Raw genomic sequence first — 24,461 nt, forward strand, 5'->3', positions numbered from 1 at the left:
CTATCGAGCGTTAGACAGTAAAAAACCCCGATGATAACTGGTTCATCGCTCAATAGGTGTTTTTTTTTCTATACTGATGGCAGATTTTTCTATAAATCCACCTTGTCCAAAATAAAATCGATATCTTTATCGCCGCGCCCTGATAAATTGACTAAAATCGTTTCATCCGCTGACATATCCTTAGCAATTTTCATCGCATAAGCAATGGCATGTGCCGACTCTAATGCAGGGATAATACCCTCAAGGCGCGACAAAGCCATAAATGCCTCTAAACATTCCGCATCAGTTGCTGACTCATAAGTGGCAAGCTCTAAATCTCTGAGATGCGAATGTTGTGGTCCTACCCCTGGATAATCAAGCCCTGAGGCAATCGAATATACTGGCACCGGTTCACCTTTTTCGTCAAGCAACACATAGCATTTAAAACCATGAATCTCGCCTTTCACGCCTAGTGACATGGTCGCCGCATGATTGGGTGTATCCAAACCTTCACCTGCTGGCTCCACGCCGATTTTTTGTACATCGGCATCATCAAAAAATCCGCTAAACATGCCGATAGCATTAGAACCACCGCCAATACAAGCAATCACTTTATTTGGCAGTTTACCAGTTGTCGCCAAAAACTGCGCGCGTGCCTCATGTCCGACAACCGATTGAAAATAGCTGACCATTTCAGGGTATGGCGCAGGACCTAACGCTGAGCCAATCGCGAACATACTACTATCGAGCTCATTCAAATAAGTCTCAAAAGCACTATCAACGGCTTCTTTTAACGTTCCTGCACCGCGTGATACAGGAACGATATTGGCACCCAAAATCTTCATACGACTGACGTTTGGATGTTCTTTTTTGATATCGACGACGCCCATGTGTATCTCGCACTCTAAGCCCATCAATGCTGCGGCTGTTGCCAACGCTACGCCATGTTGCCCTGCGCCCGTTTCTGCAATGACTTTAGTTTTTCCTAGCTTTTTCGCCAGCAGCACTTCGCCCAAACAGTGGTTGATTTTATGCGCACCAGTATGATTTAAGTCTTCCCGCTTAAAATAAATCTGCGCCCCGCCGCAATGCTCGGTCAAACGCTGCGCGTGATAAATGGGGCTTGGTCTTCCAACGTAAGTCTCACGTAAGCGCTTCATCTCAGCGATAAAGTCTTCATTTTTGATAATCTCACGGAAGCCCACTTCGATTTCATCCATGGCTTTAGCAAGCTCAGGGTGTCCAATTTTGCCACCGAACTCGCCGTATAAACCCTCGTTATCCGGTAAGGTTGATGGATGTAAACCATAGCCAGTTGCTGTATTTTTCGTTGTCATATTTAGACCTGTTCCCTTAAATGCCATATTTGAAATAAAAGTTTTGAAATGCTGTTTTTTAGTCATAAAACAATATTTTTGTACTTTTGTTCTAGTACATTGAAACAAGATATTAAGGCATTTTTTTTAGAAGGTCAAGCTCATGGATAAACTAAAATAACGAGTGGCTATAGTTGATAGCAAATAAAATAAATAAGTGATTTTATAATGCAGGACTGGGATGATTTTTTCTAGCTTGCTGTGCCTACGCCGACAGAGGCTGCGAAAAATTCATCCCAGCCCCGCTGTATCGTTTTACATTGAACTGACCATATAGCTATTAAAAACAATACAAGTATTTGATGAATTAGCTCGAATTTCATTATTTATACTTTTTAGAGCAATAATATAAAAGAAATAATTAAGCAACCTATGTTTGCTATTATAGCGCTCGCTTAGCCGACCTAGCTAAGCTTACCTTTACCAAACCCTTATCAAATGCACGCTCTTTCAGCTACTGGCTTTTTTAGCTGTTATTTTTTTAGCTTGAGCCCCAATCATTAGGAACTACCATGCAACGACGTCAACTGATTAAAGCCATGGGTTTAAGCTTAGGTGCGATCAGTACAACTGCGGCGGTGAGTGGTTGCCAAACGCTTACCAAGCAGCCAAAGCTACCTAGCACGGTGACCCAAGTTGGACATTTTCCCAATATCATCGTTGGCAGTGGCTATGGCGGTGCAGTATCAGCGCTACGGTTGAGCGAAAAAGATCATAAGGTGTTGATACTCGAGATGGGCATGCGCTGGGACAGAAGCCCCAAGCATGATACGTTTTGCAAGATGATTACTGCTGATAAACGCTCAAGCTGGTTTAGTAATTGGCCAAATGCACCGATTCCCATTCCTATCCCGATTAAAAAATACCCCGGCGTTTTGGATTTAATCGAATACGATAATATGAAAGTCTTCGCAGGGCGCGCTTACGGTGGTGGCTCTATCGTCAATGGCGCGATTGCCATTCAGCCTAGACGCGCACACTTTGAAGCAGTCTTCCCGTGGATTAATGCTGACGAGATGTATGATACCTACTTCCCTCGTGCTATGAAGAAACTAAAAGTCAGTAAAATTCCCGAGTCGTTTTTTAATGAATCCGAGCATTATGAATATACCCGCGCTGCTGAACGCCAAGCCGAGAAAGCCGGACTTAAAACAGAATTCTTCGGTAACAGCTACGACTTTGATTATATGCAAAGAGAAGCCAAAGACGAGGTCTATAAATCAGCACTCGGCGGCGAAGTCATCTATGGTAATAACGCGGGCAAGTTCTCACTAGATTTAACCTACCTAAAAGACGCCGAAGCCACCGGCAATGTCACCGTCAAAACCTTACGCAAAGTAAATAGTATCCAAGCGTTCGATAACAAGCAACTGCGCTTAGAAGTTCACGTCATTAATACCACGGGTGGCGTCGATAAAATAGAACATTACACCTGCGATAAGCTGTTCCTGAATGCGGGCAGTACAGGCACCTCAGAGCTGCTATTAAAAAGCCAAGCCGAAGGAAAGTTAAACCATCTAAACGAACATGTTGGACAGCATTGGGGACCCAATGGCAATATCATGACCGGACGCAATTTCGTCCACGCTGCTGGCACGACTCAGTCCACCATTCCGGTCAAAGGTATCAATATGTGGGACGGTGATAGAGGTGATAGAGGTGATTCTAAATATAAAATTTTTGCCGAACTTGCTCCTTTACCTTTAGGTTTAGAAACATGGACGACGCTCTATCTCGCCATCACTGATAATCCAGAACGCGGTAATTATTACTATGACAAAACCACTAAAACCGTCAAGCTGAACTGGAAGCGCGAGCAAAACGAATATTCGGTAAATGCTGCCAAAGAGCTGTTAGATAAGCTCGCTAAAGCAAATGGCGGCTCTACCTCAAGCTTATTATTCACCAAAGGTTTCGGCGATAACTTCTGCTATCACCCGCTTGGCGGCTGTGTACTTGGCAAAGCGACTGATGAGTTTGGTCGCGTCAAAGGGCACAAAAATATCTACGTGCAAGATGGCGCGCTAATCCCCGGTAGCGCTGGCGTCAATCCGTATGTGTTTATCACGGGACTTGCCGAGCGTAATATGGCAAATATTTTGAGGGAAGACTTTGGATAGGATGTATAAAAGTTGGCTAGATAAAGAATTCTCTTGAGGGGCGTTTTTTTGGGTTATGGGTTTGGTGGAGCTAATCCTGCCATCAGCTTATATCTGCTCGTCTAGCCTAAACCATATCTCAAGATGAGCGTTGTTATTTACGTAGAGCAGCCTTATATTCTTCGGCGACTTTTTTTATTTCTTCAAGACGTTTTTCCATATCTAGGGGATAAGCATCTAAGATAGTATCTTTACATTCCTTTTTAAACTTATGTATTTTATTTTTTCCGTGACTTGAAGATATATGATATCTAGGATTGTCTTTGATTCCTAATTTCCATATAACTGCTTCAATATGATTTGTACTTATTTTTACGACATTACATAACGCGGATTTTGTTAACTGATGCGTTATTGCAAAATCTGTTGGTTTAGCTATTTCTACACCATGTTTTATTTCAACTTTCCTTACCACATAATAAGCCTTTTCTCCATCATCTTCATCCTCTACAAACCTACCGCTATCTATCCAGTTTAGGTTTCGCGCTGTATCATTCGTTAGAAATACAGAAGCAGAGTTATCATTCTCGGACAGTTCTTGTGCGTCAATAATAGCAGCTCTATCCATTCCAACCTTATTTAAAAGAGTAATATTATCTATCATAGACTTAAAGAATTTCTCTTTTTCATTATCAAGTATAATCCTTAAGTCTCCGTATTTAATCTCATCTGATGAAGCAGAGTAGCGGTAATAAATGGCACCTTCTCTTAATATTTCTTTCTGTGGTTTACCTTGTATTACTAGAGATTTTGATTTTCTACAAATTACAGGTTTATTCATCGATGGTTCTATAATCAAACAATGAATATTCTTGCCAAGTAAATCTATAGTTTTTGATTCAAACAAAATTTCAGGCTCAAAATACTCCTTTAAGAAGTTAGTAAATACAACATCATCAGGTATTTCATTTTCCTTCACGCCTATTAGCTCTCTAGGCTGATTTCTAATGCCAAAAAACAAAACTCCACCCTCTCTATTAGCAAAAGATGCCATAGTTCGAGCTAGCTTTGGTAAATTACCATTGTCAAATTTTAGCTTAAACTCTCTACGTTCACTTTCTCTGTTACTAACTCTTTTAGTCAAGGCGTCAACATTAAGTATTAACAACTCATTTAATTTTAATATCTTTTTATTTGACATCTATTATCACCAAGGTAGTTTTCAAATGAATTTTTATTCACTTAAGTTTAGTACTAATAGTAGCATAAGAGTAAGTGAGGTTTTAAAATATCACCAGTCAAATTGGGGAGCGTTTTAGCCCTGATAGTAGCGGTATCCTAACGCCATCGACAAGTTAGATACAAGCGGATAGCAGGATTGGCTACAGCCACTAATCATTCCTAAAAAACTTATAAGCCGTCTTCTCAAAATTTAACTAAAACTCCCCGCTACATCACAATATTCAAACGCCCAAAACCATCCTCCCTACCACACACCCATTGAATTCCAATCTCGCATCCGCAACAATGACAATATCTATTCGTAATAATAAATCTAGAAAAATCATTCGAGAAAAAGGACAAACAATGAAACTGCGTATCTTAAAATCTGCCGTGACCAATCCTTGGTTTAACCTCGCGACCGAGGATTGGATATTTAATACCCTTAATCCCGACTCGCACACGCTATTCCTATGGCGCAATAGCGAGACCGTGGTCATTGGGCGCTCGCAAAACCCGTGGGTAGAATGCAAAATCGACAAGATGGAAGCCGACGATGTGTTTTTGGCACGGCGACAAAGTGGCGGCGGTGCGGTATTTCATGATTTAGGCAATACCAACTTTACCTTTTTATCGCCCAAAGACGGCTACGACCAAGCAGCGAACTTTACCATTATCATCAACGCGCTAAAAAAGCTGGGCATAGACGCGGATTTATCTGGTCGTAATGATATGCAAGTCGGTGATAAGAAGATATCAGGCAGCGCCTTTAAACATGCCGCCGACCGTAGCTTCCATCACGGGACATTATTGGTCAATGCTGATATGCAAAAGCTCGGCGATTATCTCAATCCGCATCCGCTAAAACTGAAAGCCAAAGGTATTAAATCTGTCCGTTCTCGTGTCGCTAACTTGGTTGAGTTTAATGAAGACATCAATCACGAGACTTTATCCGCTGCGATTATCGAAGCGTTTTGTGAGTATTATGGCGATACTGCTCCGATAGAAGAATTGGATGAAGCTAGTCTCGCCAAGCAGCCGACATTGAACAAATACTATCAGCAAATGGCTGATTGGAATTGGCGCTTTGGTAAGACGCCTGAGTTTACTCATCACATTGAGACGCGCTTTGATTGGGGTATTATTGACTTGCACCTTGATGTGAAGCAAGCAGTGATACGGGAGGTAGTCATTTTCTCTGATGCGTTAAACGTTGAGCTGATTGACCTGTTAAAAGAGTCGCTGACTGACGTTAAATATAATAAAGAGTCGACTAAAAATAAGCTTAATGAATTAGCCAATACTCATGCTGAGTTAGCGGCGCAGATTGATGACTTCTGCGGGTGGTTGCTTGGGGAGATGGAAGGTTAAATTTTGGTGTTTGATTAAAAAGCTATAGATATACATTTTTCAGAAGATTAGAAATTAAGAGGTGTTTTTATGAAGTATTTACACGCAATGATTAGAACCAATAAACTAGATGAAACCTTATCATTTTACTGTGAGCTGATGGGCTTAAAACTGCTTAGAAAAAAGGATTCTGAAACAGGACGATTTAGCTTATACTTTTTGGCGACCCATGGAGGTGCGCCAGAGATTGAGCTGACTCATAACTGGGATAAGGAAGAATATACCAACGGCAATAACTTTGGGCACTTTGCTTTTAAAGTCGATAATGTATATGAGCAGTGTGAGATATTTATGGCAGCGGGTGTCGAGATATTAAGACCGCCTAGAGATGGCTATATGGCTTTCGTCAAAGACCCTAACCATATCTCAATCGAGATACTCCAAGATGGTGAGCGCTTAGCACCTATCGAGCCTTGGATTTCGATGGAAAATATCGGTACGTGGTAAGTTACTTGGTAAGTAAAATTGCTACGTAGTAAATAAATAAGGCAGGATTAGACTTATAAAAATTTCGTAGGAAGTAAAGATTAAAGGTGACTTAACGTCAGATAACAAAGTCATAGACTTGGTGGGTTACGTTACCGACTGCCCTACGCTAACTCAAGTCAATTTTCGGATACTTGAATCCTGCCATTTTCGAAAAAATAATAAGAATACAGCCGATCCAATCAACGCCATAAACATATCAGACTGCGTATCCCAGACATAGCCTTGCGTCCCCAAAAAGGATTCTGCATCGCTGCCAACTGCTAACGCTACCCACCATTCTATCAGCTCATAAAAGGCACTAAACGCCAAACAAACTGACAGCACGAAAACCAATAGCCAGCGTTCGTTTTTGACGACATTTAAGCGCAGTAAAATTTCTCTAGCAATACCTGCCGGTACAAACCCCTGTACGAAATGTCCCAATTTATCGTAGTGATTGCGCTCCCAACCAAACCAGTTGGCGACAGTATCGAACAGAGGTACTTCGGCATACGTGTAATGACCGCCTATCATTAATACGATGCAGTGCAGCAATATTAGAAAATACGTCAGCCTTGATAAGGTAAATTTATGATAAGTCGCAGCGAGTATACCTAAACCAATCAGAGCGGGCGCAACCTCCAAAACCCAAGTGAAATAACTTTTAGGTGCAATACCTGACCAAATGAGCACCACAAAAAATACCACTAACCAAACAGTCTTAAGCGAGCCATCATGCACTCTATTTTTATTTGAGTGATTCATTAACGTTTCAATATTCCTTGTTAAAAATAGTGACTTTTATCACGGTACTGACTATTTTGAGTATTAATGACGCACGATGAATGTGATAGGTTATGCTAATGCTAACTCACTCTAATAAATTAACTCAGTTTACTGCTCTTTTGGCAGCTTATCCAAAATAGTTTTCACTTCAGTGACATACTGACCCAAGTCCGGCTCCAAATGAAAGCCATCTACTGGTGTCGGTAAGCCTTTTTGCTTACCTAGCCTAACGATGATCGCATTCTCTTCGGGCAGCACCAATACTCTCTGACCTAAATGACCGAGCATGGCATAAAACGGAATCGGACTGTCCATATCCGTCCATACCGAATGACCGTAAACTTGTGCTTGCCCTGCTGCAAAGGCTTCCGCATTGGGCGTAATCATAAAATCAACGTGCGCTTTGCTGAGTAATTGCTCACCTTGCCATTCACCACCGTTTAATAATAACTGCCCAAATTTGGCAAAATCTAAAGCGCTGGCATTGAGACAGCAATATACTTTTTCGATGCTCTCTGAGCCATCGAGCGACCAATAGGCATCGCCTTGCATGCCCAGTGGTTGCCAAAACTTCTCTTCCAAATAGCTCGATATACTATAGCCATGCGGCTCTAACGCTCGCGATAAAGCAATACCGAGCATTTGCGTGTCGCCGGATGAGTATTCAAACTGACCGCCACATTCTTCTACAAAGTCTCGATTAACCATTTGCTTCACTAAGTCATGACCATAATAAGATTCCGCAGTGGGATTGATCGGAAAATAGTAATCCTCGGTCCAATCATATCCGGAGGTCATCGCCGATAAATCTGCAAGGGTGCAATTTTTTGCATATTGATTGTTCGCATATTCAGGTAGCCATTTAGTGATAGGCTCATCGATGCTGGATATATAGCCGTCTTCAACGGCTTTGAGATATAACATAGTAGTGACGGTTTTTGCCATCGAAAAGCTATTAGTATGCGAATCACTACCGTAACCTTGCCAGTAATTTTCGTACAGCAGCTTGCCATCTTTGATAATAGCAAAGGCGACAGTTTCATCGGTATCTAAGGCATTTTGCAAGGTGGGCGTGAGTTCGACTTGCTCAAAGTTAGCATCTTTATCCCACGCGATAGTATCTTTGGCACGAATAGTACGATTATCAAAGTCGATATAATCATCGATATTGGCAGTGTTTTCACCTTTAAGATAAGTAAGCTGTAAACCTCTAAAAATATAAGCATTGCCCGTCACCACTAAGCCCAAGCTGATAATAATGAGTAGCGCTACAATAGGCAAAACGATCCATTTAAACAGGGTCTTTAACACTACCATTATAAAATCCTTTTTTATGGCGTGGTTGGTGCGTACGATTGATTATCGCTGATAAGGTTTAATTTAGCATGGATATAGAGTTTTGGGAGATGGTTTTTTTGGTAGTAAGCTTAGAGCGTAGGCTGGGCTTTAGCCCAGCGAATTAAGAGTTAAACTAACACACTAAAGCTATATTTTCATCATTATCAATTTGTTTATATTTTATAGATAGAGCTAGGTTAAAACCTCACCCTACGCTTGTTATTTACTCATTTCCATAAGTAGCATAGCCTTTTGCCCACTTGATCCGAACTGGCATTTTCATCACTTTTTCACCAATTTGCTTTAATTTTTTTTCAGTAAGTCCAGCAGCTTTGGCATCTTCCTCATGCACGTAAATTCTATATTCGCCTTCTCTACTGTCGTATGAACTTCCAATGAGCATAGGGATTTGTTTATTTAGCTCATTAGAGCGATCATACATGAGCTGTTTTTGAGCGTCCGTTAGATTTTTGGCTTTTGGACTGACCTCAAACTTTACTATAAAACGTGTTGGTGACTCGATTAGCTCCATAGCTTTATCCAATTCAGCTTGAGTGAGCATAATGCCCTCTGGCGTCATTGTTCTATAACTTTGGGCAACAGTCTCACGCTCACTAAGCTTATTAGCAGGTCGATATAGCACTCGATCAGGCGGCAGCGCTCCAGTATCCGTTAATGTTATTAAAATCCCATACTCAGGCTCATCAATAAGACCCCTTGCCACTATCCTATCGCCAAATTCTGCTTGAAGTGCATCATTTTGTTCTTGATTATCATGCTGAATCAGCATCTGACGCATGGCTTCGGTATGATCGACACCGTAAGCCATAGCATAGTATTTGGAGTCGAGCACTAAGACTTGAGCAGGGCCCATTACCATTAGTTCTGGTTCTTGTGTATCGTAATTGGCTCGGGCGCTAGGAATTAGTTCAACCCCTTTAGAAACTAATTCATACCAAGAAGCATCAGCACTACGCTCGTCTAGACTAATACTCGCTTGCCTAATTTCGGGTAACACAGGAGTATCAGAAGCTTCTTGAGAATCAGTCATGGTTGAACAGCTACTAATTAAAAGAGAGCTGGATGTAGAAAACGCTATTAAAAGTATCTTGTGAGGAGTTATTATCATTATTAATTCGCTAATTGTGAGTGAAAAGGTAAGCCTAGCTTCGAATGATTTTTAAAGTAGTATAGAAGCACGAAATAATAGAATAAATCAATATTTGGTGGGTTACGCTTCAGCTAACCCACCCTACAAATAGCTAATCTATAAACCAAAAAAACAGCGAGATAATTAATCTCGCCGCTTCTATTTCCGAACTAAGCTTTTGAATCAAACCTTAAATACTCGCCGCAACCTCTGCACCATCTCTTATCGCACGTTTGGCATCTAGCTCAGCCGCTAGCTTTGCACCACCGATTAAGTGATATTGTGCGTCTGGCGCATCGCCAACATTAGGCATCAGCTCAACCACGGACTCTTGACCAGCACAGACCACCACGCTATCGACACGTAATAGCTGGCTTTGACCTTGGTTATTGGTAATCCAAATACCTTCATTGGTGATTTTTTCGTACTGTGCACCAGATACTTGAATGACACCATGCGACTTAACATGGGCGCGATGTACCCAGCCGGTGGTTTTATTTAGACCACCACCCAAACGCCCTTTAGTACGCTGCATCAGATAAACTTGGCGTATGGGTGTAATTCCTTCAGGCTTGATTAAACCACCTTCGCTTTGATAGTCAGTATCACTGGTCACGCCCCATTCTTCACGCCATTCGCTAATCGATTGCGCTTTTGGACGATAGCTTGGGTCTTTTAGCAGCTCAGGACCTAGCTCGTCGAGCGGCTGACCGTGTTTTGCGGTCAAATATTCACTAACATCAAAACCAATACCGCCCGCACCGATGACGGCAACGGTATCACCGACTGACTTTTCACCAGAGAGCAACTCTGCATAGCTCATCACTTGTGGTAAGTCTGCGCCTTCGAGTTTGCCTGCTAAGCTTCTCGGTACGACACCCGTTGCAACAATGACATGATGAAACTTGGCTTTCTCGAGCATCGCTTTATCAACTTTGGTATTGAGTTTAATCTCAACGCCTAAGTGCTCAAGCTCATTGATATAGTAGCGAATGGTTTCAAAGAATTCTTCTTTACCAGGGACGACTTTGGCGTAGTTAAATTGCCCACCCAAGATATCTTTGGCTTCAAACAAAGTCACATCATGACCGCGTAAAGCGGCAACGTGCGCCGCTGACATACCAGCGACACCGCCACCAATAACCGCGACTTTTTTCGGCTTTTTGGTTTTCTTATAAACCAATTCAGTCTCATAGCAAGCTTGCGGATTGACCAGACAAGTTGAACGTTTATTGGCAAAGGTGTGATCGAGGCAAGCTTGATTACAAGCAATACAAGTATTGATGCGATCGGCTTGACCATTTTTGGCTTTATTGACCCAATGGGCATCGGCTAAAAACGGACGCGCCATCTGAATCAGGTCTGCTTGGCCACTGGCCAAAATTTCTTCAGCCGTATCAGGCATATTAATACGGTTAGCCGCCATCATCGGGATATTGATATGCTTTTTGATTTCAGCGGTAAAGTCCACAAAGGCGGCGCGCGGGACACTAGTGACGATAGTCGGTACACGCGCTTCATGCCAGCCGATACCGGTATTCATAATCGTCACGCCGGCTTCTTCTAAAGCTTTGGCGACGGTGATGACCTCGTCCATGACATTGCCGTCTTTGACCAAATCAATGACTGACAAGCGAAACAGGATAATAAAATCCTCACCAACCGCAGCACGAACCGCCTTGACCACGTCAACCGGAAATTTCATACGCGCATGAATATCGCCGCCATAAACATCGGTACGCTTATTGACATGACGCGATAAGAACTGATTGAGCAAATAACCTTCAGAGCCCATGATTTCGACACCGTCATAGCCCGCTTGCTTGGCAAGACGAGCCGAGCGTGCAAAGTCTTCGACGGTTTGTTCGATATTTTTAATGCTCATTTTGCGCGGTTTGAAAGGTGAGATTGGTGACTTAATCGGGCTTGATGACACCACAAACGGCTGATAACCGTAGCGACCACTGTGCAAGATTTGCATAATAATTTTGCTGTCATATTTATGCGCTGCACGAGTGACACGCTGATGATTAATCACGTCAGCTTTGGTGTTCATCGTGCCACCGACAGGCGACAACCAGCCTTCGCGATTGGGCGCAATACCACCAGTAATCATCATCGCCACGCCGCCTTTGGCACGCTCTGCAAAATATGCGGCTAGCTTACCATAATTATAAAAGCGGTCTTCAAGCCCGGTGTGCATTGAGCCCATCACTAAGCGGTTTTTTAACGTAGTAAAGCCCAAATCTAGCGGCTCAAACAAATGCGGATAGTGTTCGTTGGTGCTAGCGGTGTCAATCGTATTGGCAGGGCGGCTGGCGGTCATATCATTTTCCTTATGAATGGTTTGCAGAGATGCTCTTTAGAACAGAAATGCTCTTTAGATATAGTTATGTTGCGTGATTTAACATTACCGCTATCGTAACACACCGCTATTCTCGTCAGCTATGCAGACAAGCGACTGATGAGTGAACACTCTATTAATTATAACGATAAACGGCTCTATTCAGGACACTATTCTATGGTATTTGGTTAAGTAAACGCCACAAAACCAGCCCAATTTTTGCTTGCGACTGTTTATAATAAATAAGCAGCTATTTATCGTGATATATTCCGTTCAAAATAAAAGATAGCCGTTCATCGCAAGGGTTTACTGCTATCCATATTGGCTTAGATAGTTACTGACTGAAATAGTTACTGGCTTATATAGTTACTGATTTAGATAAACTCACTTGATAAAGCCGCTGCTCTAAACAAATGCTTTGTACAACCATTGCCTCACCCAATATTAAAAATATGATAAAGGACTATCACTATGACTGACTTTCACACCGGTCTTGGCAAAAATGCTGCCAATTATCAACCGCTTACCCCTATTGATTTTATCATCCGCAGCGCGCAGGTTTATCCTGATAAGACGGCCATCATCTATGACGACCTTGAACATAATAACCTCACTCAAACTTGGCAACAGACCTATAGCCGTTGCCGTCAATTAGCGGACGGCTTAAGAAAACTAGGTATTGATAAAAATGATACCGTTGCCGTTATGATGCCCAATACGCCAGCGATGGTTGAATGTGCATTTGGCGTGCCTATGTCAGGTGGGGTGCTATGTACGCTAAATACGCGTCTTGATATTAACGCGCTGACTTTCTGTCTGCAACACTCTGAAGCCAAAGTCTTAATGATGGACAGCGAATTTTCTGAGCTTGCAGAAATTATTGTTGAAACCTTTCCTAATTTAATTATCATTCATGCGACTGATGTAGCTATTAATGTAGAAAGTTTTGGACAGATGAGTTATGAGGCATTAATTGCTAGCTCAGATAGGTTAGATAATTGGGAAAAGCCAGCAGATGAATGGGATGCGATTGCGCTTAACTATACTTCTGGCACGACTGGTGTTCCAAAAGGTGTGGTTTATCATCACCGCGGTGCCACATTGAATGCTGTTTCCAATATCTTAGATTGGGATATGCCCAAGCACCCAATGTATTTATGGACACTACCGTTATTTCATTGTAATGGCTGGTGCTTTCCGTGGAGTATCGCCGAGCGGGCTGGTGTCAATGTCTGCCTACGTAAGATGGATGCCGATTTGATTTTGCAACTGATTGCAAAGTATCAAGTCAGCCATTATTGTTCAGCGCCTGTCGTTCACAACATGATTGCCAATGGTAAACCTGAATATAAAGCCGCCATTACTCACAAGGTCAAAGGCTGGGTTGCAGGCGCGCCGCCCTCTGAAACTATGCTAACGCAAATGGAAGAGATGGGCTTCGATATCACCCATACTTACGGCCTTACCGAAGTGTATGGTCCAGTGACGATTTGTGCTGAGCAAGAAGAATGGAATGAGCTAGATATTACTGCTCGTGCGCAAAAAAAATCGCGCCAAGGTGTCACTTCTCACTTGATGACCGAGTTTGATGTCCTTAAACAAGGAACAATGGAACCTGTAAAAGCTGATGGCGAAGAAATGGGTGAGTTGGCATTGCGTGGCAATATGGTCATGAAAGGCTATCTAAAAAGCCGTAAAGCGACCGAAGCGGCATTTGCTAATGGTTGGTTCCGTACTGGTGATTTGGGCGTAAAGTATCCCGATGGCTATATTAAGATTATGGATAGGCTTAAAGACGTCATCATATCAGGAGGGGAAAATATCTCCAGTATCGAAGTGGAAAATATCTTATATAAGATACCCGCTATCCAAAGTTGTGCAGTAGTTGCAGCACCAGATGATAAATGGGGCGAAGTACCCGTGGCCTTTATTGAGATTTATGAAGGCAGCACTTTACAGCGTGATACCGTCATTGAACATTGTAAGCAGCATTTAGCAGGCTTTAAAGTACCTAAATACATCATCTTTGCTGAGATTCCAAAGACCAGTACCGGTAAGGTACAAAAGTTTGAATTGCGTCAAGCAGCTAAATCCATGGCTCATGAAACCCCTAAAGTAACCGTAACCCAAAAGTGATCATTAACTAAATTAAGCTGATAAAAATTAAGTCAGTAAACGTTAAAATTAATAGTCAAAAAAATCAGCCTAACTAGAAATTGGGCTGATTATTATTTTTTAACTTTAGTATTAATTTAATTTGGGCTCAAGCCATTGGTATATTAGCATGCCAATAACCATCGCTGGTATAAAGACATAGGCTTGCCATTGTCCGGTACCAAGCAGCACAATCCCTGGTCCTGGGCAAATACCGACCAAGCCCCAACCAATACCGAATAGCATCGCACCGATTAATAATTTGCCATTAATCGTAGTTTTAGTCGGCATGTCTATCGGCGTACCAATCCAACTTATCTTCTGACGCTTTGCCAGTTGTACACCTACGATTGCCACCAGTAAGCCACCGCCCATCACAAGCGCGAGGGAGATATCCCATGCACCAAACACGTCCAAAAACCCTTGTACTTTGGCAGGGTCAGTCATGCCCGAAATTAATAGCCCGATACCAAAGAGCAGTCCTGCAAACAATCCAATTATATTTTTTAGCATTATTCTGTCTCGCACGTCATTGGTTAATCTAAACTTTTATAAATCGTATTTGATATATTTTCGGTATTTTAATGATTAAATAATCTGTTAAATCAAGCCCAAGACATGCCGACCAATATAAACAGTCACAATACCAAAGAACATAAAGGTTGCTGTCGCCGCCATAGAGCGTGGAGACAGGCGCGCATTACCGCAGATACCATGTCCACTGGTACAGCCAGACCCTAAGCGTGTGCCAAAACCAACCAGTAATCCCGCCCCGATAAGCAATGGCAAAGAAGTCGTAATTTCTATATCTGGCAAGGGTTTGACCAGACTATAAAGCACTGGCGAGACGACAAGACCCAGTATAAAAAGCACTTGCCACGCCTCTACTTTTTTTGGTTTAAGTAAGCTTGCGCCAATGCCACTAATACCCGCAATACGTCCGATACCCAATAGCAAAATGACAGTTGCTACGCCCAGCATTAGACCGCCGACCAAGGAGATTGGCGTAAAGGCTTGCCAGTCTATTTGTATACTCATAATATTTACCTAAGCTGATTTTATCAAAACAGATATAAATTCGTTTTATATAAATACATTATATTATAAAATATAATAAAAAGGTAAAAAAATACTGAACCTAGCGTAACGCAGAAGTTCAGTATCTCTTTATTTGATTGCTGACTGCTTAAATAAACATATTACCTATAAACAAGTCAGCGGCTCAAATTATTTTGCTAGTACTTCATCAAGTGCTTTTTCAAAACGCTCTACTGCACCCTCAACATCAGTCAGCTTGTCTAAACCAAACAGACCTAAACGGAAGGTTTTGAAGTTATCAGGCTCGCCAACTTTTAGCGGGACACCAGCAGCGATTTGCATGCCCGCTTCAGCAAAGGCACTGCCTTTATGTATGTCATCACGCTCAGTATAAGACACGACAACGCCTGGCGCTTTAAAGCCATCGGCGGCAACGCTCTCAATACCTTTACCTTCAAGTACTTTACGAATACGGTTACCAAGCTCCCACTGTGCATCACACAATTTATCAAAGCCAATTTCTTTGGCCTCGTTAATAGTGTCGCGGAATTGACGCAAGCTATCGGTTGGCATCGTCGCATGATACGCATGACCACCGTTTTCATACGCACGCATCACCGTTAGCCACTGCTTTAAATCAAGACTAAAGCAATTAGATTCAGTGTTTTCTACTTTTTTGATGGCAGCGTCGCTGAGCATAACCAGACCTGCGCATGGCGTGCTACTCCAGCCTTTTTGCGGTGCACTGATGAGCACATCAATACCTAAGTCTTTCATATCTAACCACACACAACCTGAGGCGATACAGTCAATGACCAATAAACCACCAACGCTATGAGTCGCTTCCGCTAAGGCTTTGATATAATCTTCTGTCAAGATGATGCCAGATGACGTTTCGACGTGCGGCGCATAGACAACGGCAGGTTTGTCTTCCTTAATTTTGGCGACCGCCGTTTCGATAGCAACGGGTGCAAATGGTTTTGGCGCTTCGGTATCTTCGGTACGCTCAGCGGTTAGCACCGTAGATGACTTGGCAAATTTACCTTTTTCTAAGATTTGCGTCCAGCGATAGCTAAACCAGCCATTACGGATGATGAGGCAATCTTCATCAATGGTCAATTGGCGAGCGACTGCTTCCATACCATAAGTGCCAGACCCTGGAATAATGACCGCAGCTTCGGCGTTATAAACCGTTTTTAAGTTGCTTAATAAGTCATTCATCACTTCTTGAAAGGCTTTTGACATATGATTGAGGGCGCGGTCGGTATAAACCACTGAGTATTCTAATAAGCCGTTTGGATCAATATCTTGACGTAATGCAGGCATAGCACATTCCTTGTTTGTTGTTAGACAATTTAATTATTTTTAAGTATTGGTTATAGCAAAAAAAACACTATTTTAGCCAAATACCAATATAGATAGTATTAACGGGGCACTAATATTGAGTATGTATTAAGAGTTTGACACAGGGTTGACGATATAGCGCTTTATCCTAGTGCTATTGCCGTTGATAGTGGTATCTTTTACATCGTTGATGTTATTAATTTTTAAGCAAAACCGCATATGATATGCGCACCACTATCGTTGCTACGCGATGGTAGGCTGATAAGAATGGTCATTGACAACTGATGAGTCGAACAGAGGTTAAGATAAAATAAAGGCGTTAGCGCTTTTAGCGAATATCGCAAGCATATCCTAACAACCCTTATTAATTAACCAATCAATTATCATCACTTAATATAATCGTAACAGCATGATATTAGCACTGATAATGCAGCTTGACAACGCATGTTTTCGTTATGATAACACTTGTGTAATATATGGTTTGTCCATGAGATTTATCAATAAATAGCAGGTAACTATCGGCGAACACGATGGGCGTCTTGTAGCCCTGATACCACAAAGTCGAGCAATTCATTGTCACCTTCGCGAGCTGCTTTGCGCATCAGCTTCGATGGCGCATGAGTCAAGGTTTGCGTCAGGCGTCTTGATAGCTCGGTGATGATATCTTCAGGGTTCATATTATCCTGCTGAAGCTTGGCAATGGACTCATGCAGTAGTTTTTCTACTTGATCCTGAGTACGTGCACGATAATGCTGAATATCTTTGCCCACTTGGCGCACTTGAAAACGTCGATCCATCTCAACGACCAATTGGCTGACTAATAGCTCAGCATCGACTGCTGCTTGCCGACGTTGTTCGATATTGCCCGCAATCACGTGTTGCAGATCATCGACAGAATAGAGATAGACATCATCTATCCGGCTAATGGTCGAGTCAATATCGCGCGGCACCGCTAAGTCAATCATCAACATCGGCTGATAGCGACGACTTTTTAGCGCCCGTAAGGTCATGGTTTTATCAATCAGGATATCCATACTACCACTACAGCTGCTCACAATATCTGCTTCTGCCAGTAATTGCGGCAGCTCTTGTAGGGGTCTCACATCGACGCGGCGGTTAGGGTTACGTAGCTCAGCTGCTAATGCTTCTGCGCGCTCAGGATTACGGTTGCAAATAATAACGCGTCCTACCCCAAGCCCAGCGATATGCGTCGCCACCAAGCGATTCATCTCACCTGCAGCAACCACCAATAAAGTCCGACTAGGCAAATTATCAAATATTTGCGTCACCAGCTTAGCAGCGGCATAGCTGAGCGATACTGCTTGTGCGCCGACTTTGGTCTCATTACGCACACGCTTAGCAGCGGCATACACTTGATCGACAATCCAACCCAACTGATTACTGAGTGCTTTTTGATCTTGTGCAAGATGTACAGAACGCTTGATCTGACCCAATATCTGCGGCTCACCCAGTATCATAGAGTCAAGCCCTGAAGCGACTCTAAGCCAATGAGTTAAAGCGTGAGTGTCACGATGGACATACAAGTAAGAGTCAATCTCGTTCAGTGGCAACTGCTTAAAGTCAGCAAGCCAAGTTTTTATTTTTAAGATATGAGCGCTGATGGTAGCAGAAGAGAGATTAGTGCTGCTCGGTGTATTACCAGAACCAACCGGCGCGGTATTCTCTGTAATTTGTGGGGCTGAGTCTTGTGATGTTGATATTTGTGCTACAGCGTTTTCTGGTACTAGTGCATAAATTTCAGTACGATTACAGGTGGAGACAATCACGCTACCATCGGTAAAGCCACGTAGCTGCTTAAGCGCGATATTCACATCCTCACCCACAAGCGCCAAGCGCTCTCGTAGAGCGACTGGTGCGGTTTTGTGATTGACGCCGATGACCACTAATCTCATTATTGATAGACCATAAATATAACGTTCACCTGCCAGCTAAATGCTCTCAGTCCTTTTTTAAAATACTATGCAGTAGCTTTGAAGACGCAGCGTTGAATACGTTGCTTGTAGCTTTTAAGACACTATCTTTAGAAGAAATCTCTTGATAAATACTCTTTGAAAACTTAATCAATACTCTTTGAGAAATAGCCTTTAACAGAAAGCCTTTCAGAACTCAGATTCAGAGCATAGATAAAGTAACATGCTAAAAATCGCTCATTATATCATTATTGCCAGCTTTATTTAACACTCACCCATACAAGGCAGCTATTTGTCTGTATTTGGGCGCACTAGCGATAAATCAACTGCTATCGTCAGCCAACATTGAAACGATTGCTTATGTTGCTTATAGCGTCAGCCCAAAAAAATAAACACCCTCGAAATAGCGATTTACTGGTAAAAATCTCCCTCAATTGCTAATATTTGAGTAACACGGGCGCTCTTGTTTATATCCTCAATCTACTCTTATAATGTTTGATAAAGTTATTCATCACAGACATCTGTTTTTAAAATGATTATAATAAAATCATCCGTTTACGATGCAAACCATTTCATGCATAAATAATATGTATAAAGAACATGGATAAATAACATAGATAATAGGTGAACACTGCTAGCTATGGTTTTTTTTGGGTCATCATTTAGACTACAACCTATGCATAATTCTCAATCTAGCTTTCGAGCTTTACTGCACGCCCTTATTGAGCGTCTATGCCAACGTTATAAGCTAGCATTATCGCTGGCCGTTTGCTTGTGCTTAGGATTACCCGCTCACGCTAACTATGAAAGCTCGTCACCAAACATAAAATCATCCGAAATCTCATCAGCCATCTCCAATGATGCAGCCATCACTGACGATGCCTCTAGTAAAACGCTTAACACTCAAACGCAAATAATTGAAAGTGTAACAGATGTAAATCGTTTGCCAGCCAGCGAAGCAATTTCTGATTTTAACGAGCCAAGCTTATATGCACTTTTAGATGCGGAGTTTGCAGCAGATCGCGATGATACCGAAAGAGCCGTTACTATCTATAAGCAGCAATCTTTTAAACAAGATGCGACAGCGGTGTTTGAGCGGGCTCTGAGCTTATCGTTACGTCATGAAAATGTTGAAGATTCCTTACAGTTCGCTAAAAAATGGCAAGGCCAAAACCCAGATCACGTACCTGCTTGGTTTTATGTCGCCCATTTAGCATTAAGAGCGCATGATTATGAGTTGGCAGGCGAAACCCTAAACCGTATCTTAAGCTATGATCCTCGCGCCGACCTCAGTGAAATCCTAATTGGCATTTATCCAAATAGTGATGAAGATAAGCGTGAACTACTTGCTGCTTTACAACCTATCGACAGTGAGCAAAACGCTTCGCTGTCCGTATTAAAAGCAGGTTTACTCTACCAATTCAATGAGCCTGAGATTGCCATCGTGCACATCAATCGGGCGCTAGAGCGCCAACCAGATTACGTGCCTTTTATTACCTTAAAAGCGGACATATTGCGCAAAACTGAGCCAGCGGAAGTAGTCATTAATTATGTCAGCCAAGCACGTCTGCGTAATCCTGATAGTAAAAGCTTATACCTATACGAGATTCGCTATTTACTCGACTTACAACAAAGTGAGCAGGCATGGCAACGCTTACTTGATACCCACGAGCGTTTTGCTGATGATGCTGAAATTACCTTGTTAGCCGCGCTAGTCAGTTTGGATATTGAAAAATATGATAAGGCCGACCAACTACTTAATATGTTAGCCAAAAACCCTGCTTATCTTGATCAAGCCTATTACTATCTTGGTATCAGTGCCGAGCGCCAGCAGCGCTTTGATCAAGCAAAATACTATCTTAATGGCGTCATGCAAGAAGACTTGGTGCTAGAAGCTCGACGAAAAGTGGTGGCGTTTGACTTACTCAATGACAATGTCGATGCCGCAATCGCTACTTTAGAAAAGCTGCGTAAAGATTTTGCTATATTTGCGCCTGATAGCTTTGTGCTACAAGCCGATATTTTATGGCAGCAAAATGAGTCTGCAGAAGCATTGCGTTTATTAACTCGGGCAGCTCGTAAATATCCTGACAATGAGATGTTACTATTCGCGCGCGCGCAGCTCCTTGATGATAAGGATGACTATGTCGTTAAGCGCACTTTACTCAATCATTTGCAGGCGCTCGACCCTACCAACCCTGCTTATCAGCTGAGTTATGCCCAGCTATTACTGACCAATGAGCGTGGCTCTGAGCAAGGTTTGGCGCTGGCAACTGCGATTATACAGATACGCTATGATGACCCGCGTTATGACAACGAGCTACACCTGCAAGCGCTCAATGTTCTGGCAAGCAATGCCTTAGCCAACGAGAGTTATCAACAAGTCATCGACTATCTACAAACCCCTTATGACGTACTGCCCACCCTACGCTCAGGAACGTTACTCTTACGTGCCTATCAAGGTCTAGGAGATAATGACAAAGTCGAAGCCTTGCTGGCCGATCTACAGCAGCGTTTCTCGTTCGGGCAACACAATGTTAATGACCGTATACAGCTCTATTAATAAGCGATTCTATTAACAACAAACAATGTAATTAATAATTAACGGTATAGCTCGGCTAAGCCTTTAAGTATGGCGTCCATTATTACAAGTCACTTATAAGAAGCTAACAGCCACGCATAACCGAGTAACAAATAACACTTAAGCTAACCTATTTTCTAAATAATAATTTTGCAAACTTGTCTATTTTGAGGAAACATCATGTCTACCCTAAGCCCTTCTTATAAGCGTAATAAATTAGCCGTATTCACCGCGATGACAGCAGCGATGGTAATCACATCTGGTTGCCAATCAATGAAAACCGCCAATGCGACCAACCAGCCGACTACCACCGTACAAGGTCAAAACGCTGAACAACCTAAAAAGCTAGAAAACTTTAATATCACTGGTAAAATTGGCGTGACGACTCCTGGCAATGATGCGAGCGGTACTCAAGGCGGCAGTGCGTTCTATGCATGGGGACAACAAAATGACCGTTTTGCGATTGAGCTCATCGGTGCACTAGGCATTGGCAAAACCAATATAGAATATAATGGTCAGTCGGCGACTTTAGTTAGCGAAAAAACGGGTACATTGACCGCAGATGATCCTGAAACACTACTTAAAAAAGCCACCGGCTGGCAAGCGCCTATCTCACAGATGCCTTATTGGGTATCTGGTCGCCCAGCGCCTTCAGATAGCGCGCCGCAACTCGACGCCCAAAATCGTTTAATCAGTTCGGTAAATGGTGAATGGCGTGCCAGCTTTAGCTATAAAGGCGCAGATAAGCTACCAAATAAAATCAGCGCGATTCAGTCGCAAGGCAATAAAGTGGTTATGACGATTGATCATCAAAAATAATAGTGCATAAATTTGACCATTGTTTTGAATAGCGCTTTCATAATAATGTTTAATGCTAATATTCAAGACCACCCTATAAAGACGGTTATCTATGACCAATAACACTGCATCCGTTATCACGCGCTTATCGCCGGCAAAAATTAATTTATTTTTGCATATTACCGCTAAGCGCGCTGATGGTTATCATGATTTGCAAACCGTGTTTCGTCTGCTTAACTGGGGCGACTATCTGCATTTTTCGGTCACAGACAAAGTAATAACTACTCTTGATACTATAGCGGATAATAATAGTGCAGTAGATATTAATATCCTGTGTGGTCAGCTGCTAACGTTGGTTGGTGCAGAAGCTATAACCACCAGTATAGAAGACAACTTAATCTTTAAAGCGGCTAGCGCGCTACTGGCAGCTGCCATAGACTCCAATAAGCTACCTGAGCAGTTACCGCAAGTAGAAGTGACTTTAGATAAGCACTTGCCAATGGGGGCAGGATTGGGCGGTGGCTCATCTAATGCCGCGACAACATTGATGACGCTTAATGAGATTTGGCAGCTTAACTTTACTCAAAATGAACTAATAAAAATCGGTGCTGCCATCGGCGCGGATGTACCAATTTTCATTTTTGGACAAGATGCCATTGCCATGGGCATTGGTGAGCAATTAACCGCTATTGATTTGCCAGACCAGCATTATCTAGTCTTGACGCCTGATGCCCACGTCAATACTGCTGAGCTTTTTGCGCATCCCAAACTACAGAGAGATATCAACACGCTATCGATTGAAACCATTAAAAACCATTCAAATGATTATGTGCAACATTTAAACACGCCTTATCATAATGTCTTTACGCCAGTAGTAACTAGCCTTGCGCCTGCGGTCAGCGAAGCGCTGCATTATTTGCAAGAGCTAGAATCAGAAGCATTGGGCACGGCAAGAATGACCGGCTCTGGTAGTGCGGTATTTTTGCCCTTGGATGCGAGTGTCACGAATGATAAGACACTTTTGGCAAAATGGATTAACGATGCGCCTTGTGCAGGGCATGTGGTTGGGAGTTTGTATTAGGGTTAAGTGATGACTCGTTATTGTGAATATAAAGGTCTTGCGAGGGTATCAAATAAGCAGCTACAATAACGATTCCCATAAATTTTATCTACTCAATAACGTATCAACCAGCAGATAAGTCAACGGTAATATAAACGATGCTAAAAGCTCTTATTATTGGTATGCTCGCCTCTGTGAGCATACCTGCTTATCAAGACTATATGACCCGCCATAAAATACAGCCTTGCTTGTTAGAAGTTCAAGCCTATAGTACTAGCGTCGTCTTGGCACTGGACAGTCAAGAGGATGCACTAGCGGTTGTAGCGCCTATGACTAAGGAATGTGCCTCTATCACCGATGCCACACACTGGAATATAACCTCTCAACATATAATTGAAGCAGTACCGAAATCAGACCCTACTACTCGCATCGAATGCGACCTATCAAATGACGCCAGTTGCCAAGTATTATTACGATAAAGGTATTGTCAAATTACAGTAGTTTGTAAAACTTACTCTACTTAAGCCAAAAAGTAATTATCAATCTGCAAGTAATACACGAAACCGAGCGACAATCAGATTATAGGCATCGACTTGCTAAAATAACTTTACTTACGGTATTTTGAATAAACTTAAGAAAAAGCCGTAAATGACTTGCAAAAGCTGAATATTTATCTATAATAGGTCGCCTCAATAGGGGTATAGCCAAGTTGGTAAGGCATCAGGTTTTGATCCTGACATCCGTTGGTTCGAGTCCAGCTACCCCTACCATTTTTAAGCTCAAAGCGTTTGATGTGCATTTATCATGAGTGGTTTATAGATAGCCGCTCATCTTATTGACATTGACAACGTTATGCCAGTTTCGGTATAGTTCGCAATGAACACCGTTAGGGAAAAGTTATATTTTAGACGGCTTATCGTTTATTAGATAACAAACAGGTCGTGACGCTATTCTAACAATGACTGTTAATAAAAGTTATGATTAGATATCGACGTACACAGCCTAGACATTACAGGGGTATAGCCAAGTTGGTAAGGCATCAGGTTTTGATCCTGACATCCGTTGGTTCGAGTCCAGCTACCCCTACCATTTTTTACTGTAATAGTAGTCATCAATACTTTTCACCACTCTTTTCTTAATTTGAGCAGTTTGACACTGCTTAGCGGTCGCTGCTTGAGTCAATCAATAGGACTTCTGTCATGCCTTATTTGGCGATTTTTACGGGTAATGCTCACCCTGAATTAGCAAAAACCGTAGCCGATCATCTTCATATACCTCTTGGTAAAGCTGACATCACGCGTTTTTCTGATGGCGAAATTGCCGTGGAAATCAAAGAACACGTACGCGGTAAAGACGTGTTTATCATGCAGCCTACTTGTGCACC

At 42.3% G+C, this 24,461-nt stretch carries 19 protein-coding genes and 2 tRNA genes; 11 read left to right on the forward strand and 10 right to left on the reverse strand.

Features of this window, described 5'->3' with window-relative positions:
* Positions 1–89: 89 nt before the first annotated feature.
* Positions 90–1,316 carry a tryptophan synthase subunit beta gene (gene trpB, locus WAZ74_RS03735; protein WP_422305944.1) on the reverse strand — a complete coding sequence of 409 codons (1,227 nt, stop codon included), beginning with the start codon at positions 1,314–1,316 and terminating at the stop codon, positions 90–92.
* 551 nt (positions 1,317–1,867) lie between these two features.
* Between trpB and WAZ74_RS03740 the strand changes: the two genes are divergently transcribed.
* Positions 1,868–3,475 (forward strand): GMC oxidoreductase, encoded by a 1,608-nt coding sequence (locus WAZ74_RS03740; protein WP_422305946.1) that lies wholly within the window; start codon positions 1,868–1,870, stop codon positions 3,473–3,475.
* Between the two features lie 133 nt (positions 3,476–3,608).
* On the opposite strand, the gene WAZ74_RS03745 is transcribed toward WAZ74_RS03740, so the two are convergent.
* Positions 3,609–4,655: a helix-turn-helix domain-containing protein gene (locus WAZ74_RS03745; protein ID WP_422305948.1), complete on the reverse strand. Its 1,047-nt coding sequence runs from the start codon at positions 4,653–4,655 to the stop codon at positions 3,609–3,611.
* Between the two features lie 386 nt (positions 4,656–5,041).
* Between WAZ74_RS03745 and WAZ74_RS03750 the strand changes: the two genes are divergently transcribed.
* Both WAZ74_RS03750 and WAZ74_RS03755 read left to right on the forward strand, forming a co-directional pair.
* Complete coding sequence (locus WAZ74_RS03750; protein ID WP_422305950.1) at positions 5,042–6,046, forward strand: lipoate--protein ligase; 1,005 nt, start codon at positions 5,042–5,044, stop codon at positions 6,044–6,046.
* 69 nt (positions 6,047–6,115) lie between these two features.
* Complete coding sequence (locus WAZ74_RS03755) at positions 6,116–6,532, forward strand: VOC family protein (protein WP_422305952.1); 417 nt, start codon at positions 6,116–6,118, stop codon at positions 6,530–6,532.
* A 153-nt stretch (positions 6,533–6,685) separates the two neighbouring features.
* On the opposite strand, the gene WAZ74_RS03760 is transcribed toward WAZ74_RS03755, so the two are convergent.
* The 4 genes from WAZ74_RS03760 to WAZ74_RS03775 form a co-directional block, all read right to left on the reverse strand.
* Positions 6,686–7,318 (reverse strand): DUF2238 domain-containing protein, encoded by a 633-nt coding sequence (locus tag WAZ74_RS03760; protein ID WP_422305954.1) that lies wholly within the window; start codon positions 7,316–7,318, stop codon positions 6,686–6,688.
* A gap of 129 nt (positions 7,319–7,447) precedes the next feature.
* The gene (locus WAZ74_RS03765) at positions 7,448–8,656 is read right to left on the reverse strand and encodes a serine hydrolase domain-containing protein (RefSeq protein WP_422305956.1); all 1,209 of its coding nucleotides are present in this window, start codon (positions 8,654–8,656) and stop codon (positions 7,448–7,450) included.
* A 244-nt stretch (positions 8,657–8,900) separates the two neighbouring features.
* Entirely contained in the window at positions 8,901–9,728 is an 828-nt protein-coding gene (locus WAZ74_RS03770; protein ID WP_422305958.1) for a hypothetical protein, read from the reverse strand.
* A gap of 289 nt (positions 9,729–10,017) precedes the next feature.
* A complete protein-coding gene (locus WAZ74_RS03775; protein WP_422305960.1) occupies positions 10,018–12,153 on the reverse strand; it encodes an FAD-dependent oxidoreductase in 2,136 nt (711 codons plus the stop codon).
* A 489-nt stretch (positions 12,154–12,642) separates the two neighbouring features.
* Between WAZ74_RS03775 and WAZ74_RS03780 the strand changes: the two genes are divergently transcribed.
* Complete coding sequence (locus WAZ74_RS03780) at positions 12,643–14,307, forward strand: AMP-binding protein (protein WP_422305962.1); 1,665 nt, start codon at positions 12,643–12,645, stop codon at positions 14,305–14,307.
* 111 nt (positions 14,308–14,418) lie between these two features.
* Here WAZ74_RS03780 and WAZ74_RS03785 read toward each other — a convergent pair whose 3' ends face one another.
* The 4 genes from WAZ74_RS03785 to hemA form a co-directional block, all read right to left on the reverse strand.
* A complete protein-coding gene (locus WAZ74_RS03785) occupies positions 14,419–14,838 on the reverse strand; it encodes a DUF6691 family protein (RefSeq protein ID WP_422305964.1) in 420 nt (139 codons plus the stop codon).
* Between the two features lie 87 nt (positions 14,839–14,925).
* Positions 14,926–15,363: a YeeE/YedE family protein gene (locus tag WAZ74_RS03790; protein WP_422305966.1), complete on the reverse strand. Its 438-nt coding sequence runs from the start codon at positions 15,361–15,363 to the stop codon at positions 14,926–14,928.
* Positions 15,364–15,552: 189 nt separating this feature from the next.
* Positions 15,553–16,689, reverse strand: a complete 1,137-nt coding sequence (locus WAZ74_RS03795; RefSeq protein WP_422305968.1) for an aminotransferase class V-fold PLP-dependent enzyme — start codon at positions 16,687–16,689, stop codon at positions 15,553–15,555.
* A gap of 533 nt (positions 16,690–17,222) precedes the next feature.
* Entirely contained in the window at positions 17,223–18,620 is a 1,398-nt protein-coding gene (hemA, locus tag WAZ74_RS03800) for a glutamyl-tRNA reductase (RefSeq protein WP_422305970.1), read from the reverse strand.
* A gap of 694 nt (positions 18,621–19,314) precedes the next feature.
* Between hemA and WAZ74_RS03805 the strand changes: the two genes are divergently transcribed.
* The 7 genes from WAZ74_RS03805 to WAZ74_RS03835 form a co-directional block, all read left to right on the forward strand.
* Positions 19,315–21,201: a tetratricopeptide repeat protein gene (locus WAZ74_RS03805; RefSeq protein ID WP_422305972.1), complete on the forward strand. Its 1,887-nt coding sequence runs from the start codon at positions 19,315–19,317 to the stop codon at positions 21,199–21,201.
* A gap of 198 nt (positions 21,202–21,399) precedes the next feature.
* Entirely contained in the window at positions 21,400–22,038 is a 639-nt protein-coding gene (gene lolB, locus WAZ74_RS03810) for a lipoprotein insertase outer membrane protein LolB (protein ID WP_422305974.1), read from the forward strand.
* A gap of 91 nt (positions 22,039–22,129) precedes the next feature.
* Positions 22,130–23,098, forward strand: coding sequence for a 4-(cytidine 5'-diphospho)-2-C-methyl-D-erythritol kinase (gene ispE / locus WAZ74_RS03815; RefSeq protein ID WP_422305976.1), 969 nt, complete (start codon positions 22,130–22,132; stop codon positions 23,096–23,098).
* 137 nt (positions 23,099–23,235) lie between these two features.
* Entirely contained in the window at positions 23,236–23,556 is a 321-nt protein-coding gene (locus WAZ74_RS03820; RefSeq protein WP_422305978.1) for a hypothetical protein, read from the forward strand.
* Positions 23,557–23,771: 215 nt separating this feature from the next.
* Positions 23,772–23,847 (forward strand) — tRNA-Gln (locus WAZ74_RS03825).
* Positions 23,848–24,090: 243 nt separating this feature from the next.
* Positions 24,091–24,166: transfer RNA gene (locus tag WAZ74_RS03830), tRNA-Gln, on the forward strand.
* A 110-nt stretch (positions 24,167–24,276) separates the two neighbouring features.
* On the forward strand, positions 24,277–24,461 hold a 185-nt coding region (locus WAZ74_RS03835), incomplete at its 3' end, for a ribose-phosphate pyrophosphokinase-like domain-containing protein (RefSeq protein WP_422305980.1).

Origin of the sequence: Psychrobacter sp. (genome assembly GCF_049295055.1) — a bacterium.
Classification (GTDB): domain Bacteria; phylum Pseudomonadota; class Gammaproteobacteria; order Pseudomonadales; family Moraxellaceae; genus Psychrobacter.

Coding starts and splice junctions, on each gene's coding strand:
- WAZ74_RS03820 (WP_422305978.1), top strand. CDS start 23,236: ATGCTAAAAGCTCTTATTATTGGTATGCTCGCCTCTGTGAGCATACCT.
- WAZ74_RS03795 (WP_422305968.1), bottom strand. CDS start 16,689: ATGCCTGCATTACGTCAAGATATTGATCCAAACGGCTTATTAGAATAC.
- WAZ74_RS03785 (WP_422305964.1), bottom strand. CDS start 14,838: ATGCTAAAAAATATAATTGGATTGTTTGCAGGACTGCTCTTTGGTATC.
- WAZ74_RS03770 (WP_422305958.1), bottom strand. CDS start 9,728: ATGACTGATTCTCAAGAAGCTTCTGATACTCCTGTGTTACCCGAAATT.
- trpB (WP_422305944.1), bottom strand. CDS start 1,316: ATGACAACGAAAAATACAGCAACTGGCTATGGTTTACATCCATCAACC.
- WAZ74_RS03750 (WP_422305950.1), top strand. CDS start 5,042: ATGAAACTGCGTATCTTAAAATCTGCCGTGACCAATCCTTGGTTTAAC.
- ispE (WP_422305976.1), top strand. CDS start 22,130: ATGACCAATAACACTGCATCCGTTATCACGCGCTTATCGCCGGCAAAA.
- WAZ74_RS03805 (WP_422305972.1), top strand. CDS start 19,315: ATGCATAATTCTCAATCTAGCTTTCGAGCTTTACTGCACGCCCTTATT.
- WAZ74_RS03740 (WP_422305946.1), top strand. CDS start 1,868: ATGCAACGACGTCAACTGATTAAAGCCATGGGTTTAAGCTTAGGTGCG.
- WAZ74_RS03775 (WP_422305960.1), bottom strand. CDS start 12,153: ATGACCGCCAGCCGCCCTGCCAATACGATTGACACCGCTAGCACCAAC.
- WAZ74_RS03765 (WP_422305956.1), bottom strand. CDS start 8,656: ATGGTAGTGTTAAAGACCCTGTTTAAATGGATCGTTTTGCCTATTGTA.
- lolB (WP_422305974.1), top strand. CDS start 21,400: ATGTCTACCCTAAGCCCTTCTTATAAGCGTAATAAATTAGCCGTATTC.
- WAZ74_RS03790 (WP_422305966.1), bottom strand. CDS start 15,363: ATGAGTATACAAATAGACTGGCAAGCCTTTACGCCAATCTCCTTGGTC.
- WAZ74_RS03780 (WP_422305962.1), top strand. CDS start 12,643: ATGACTGACTTTCACACCGGTCTTGGCAAAAATGCTGCCAATTATCAA.
- WAZ74_RS03755 (WP_422305952.1), top strand. CDS start 6,116: ATGAAGTATTTACACGCAATGATTAGAACCAATAAACTAGATGAAACC.
- hemA (WP_422305970.1), bottom strand. CDS start 18,620: ATGAGATTAGTGGTCATCGGCGTCAATCACAAAACCGCACCAGTCGCT.
- WAZ74_RS03745 (WP_422305948.1), bottom strand. CDS start 4,655: ATGTCAAATAAAAAGATATTAAAATTAAATGAGTTGTTAATACTTAAT.
- WAZ74_RS03760 (WP_422305954.1), bottom strand. CDS start 7,318: ATGAATCACTCAAATAAAAATAGAGTGCATGATGGCTCGCTTAAGACT.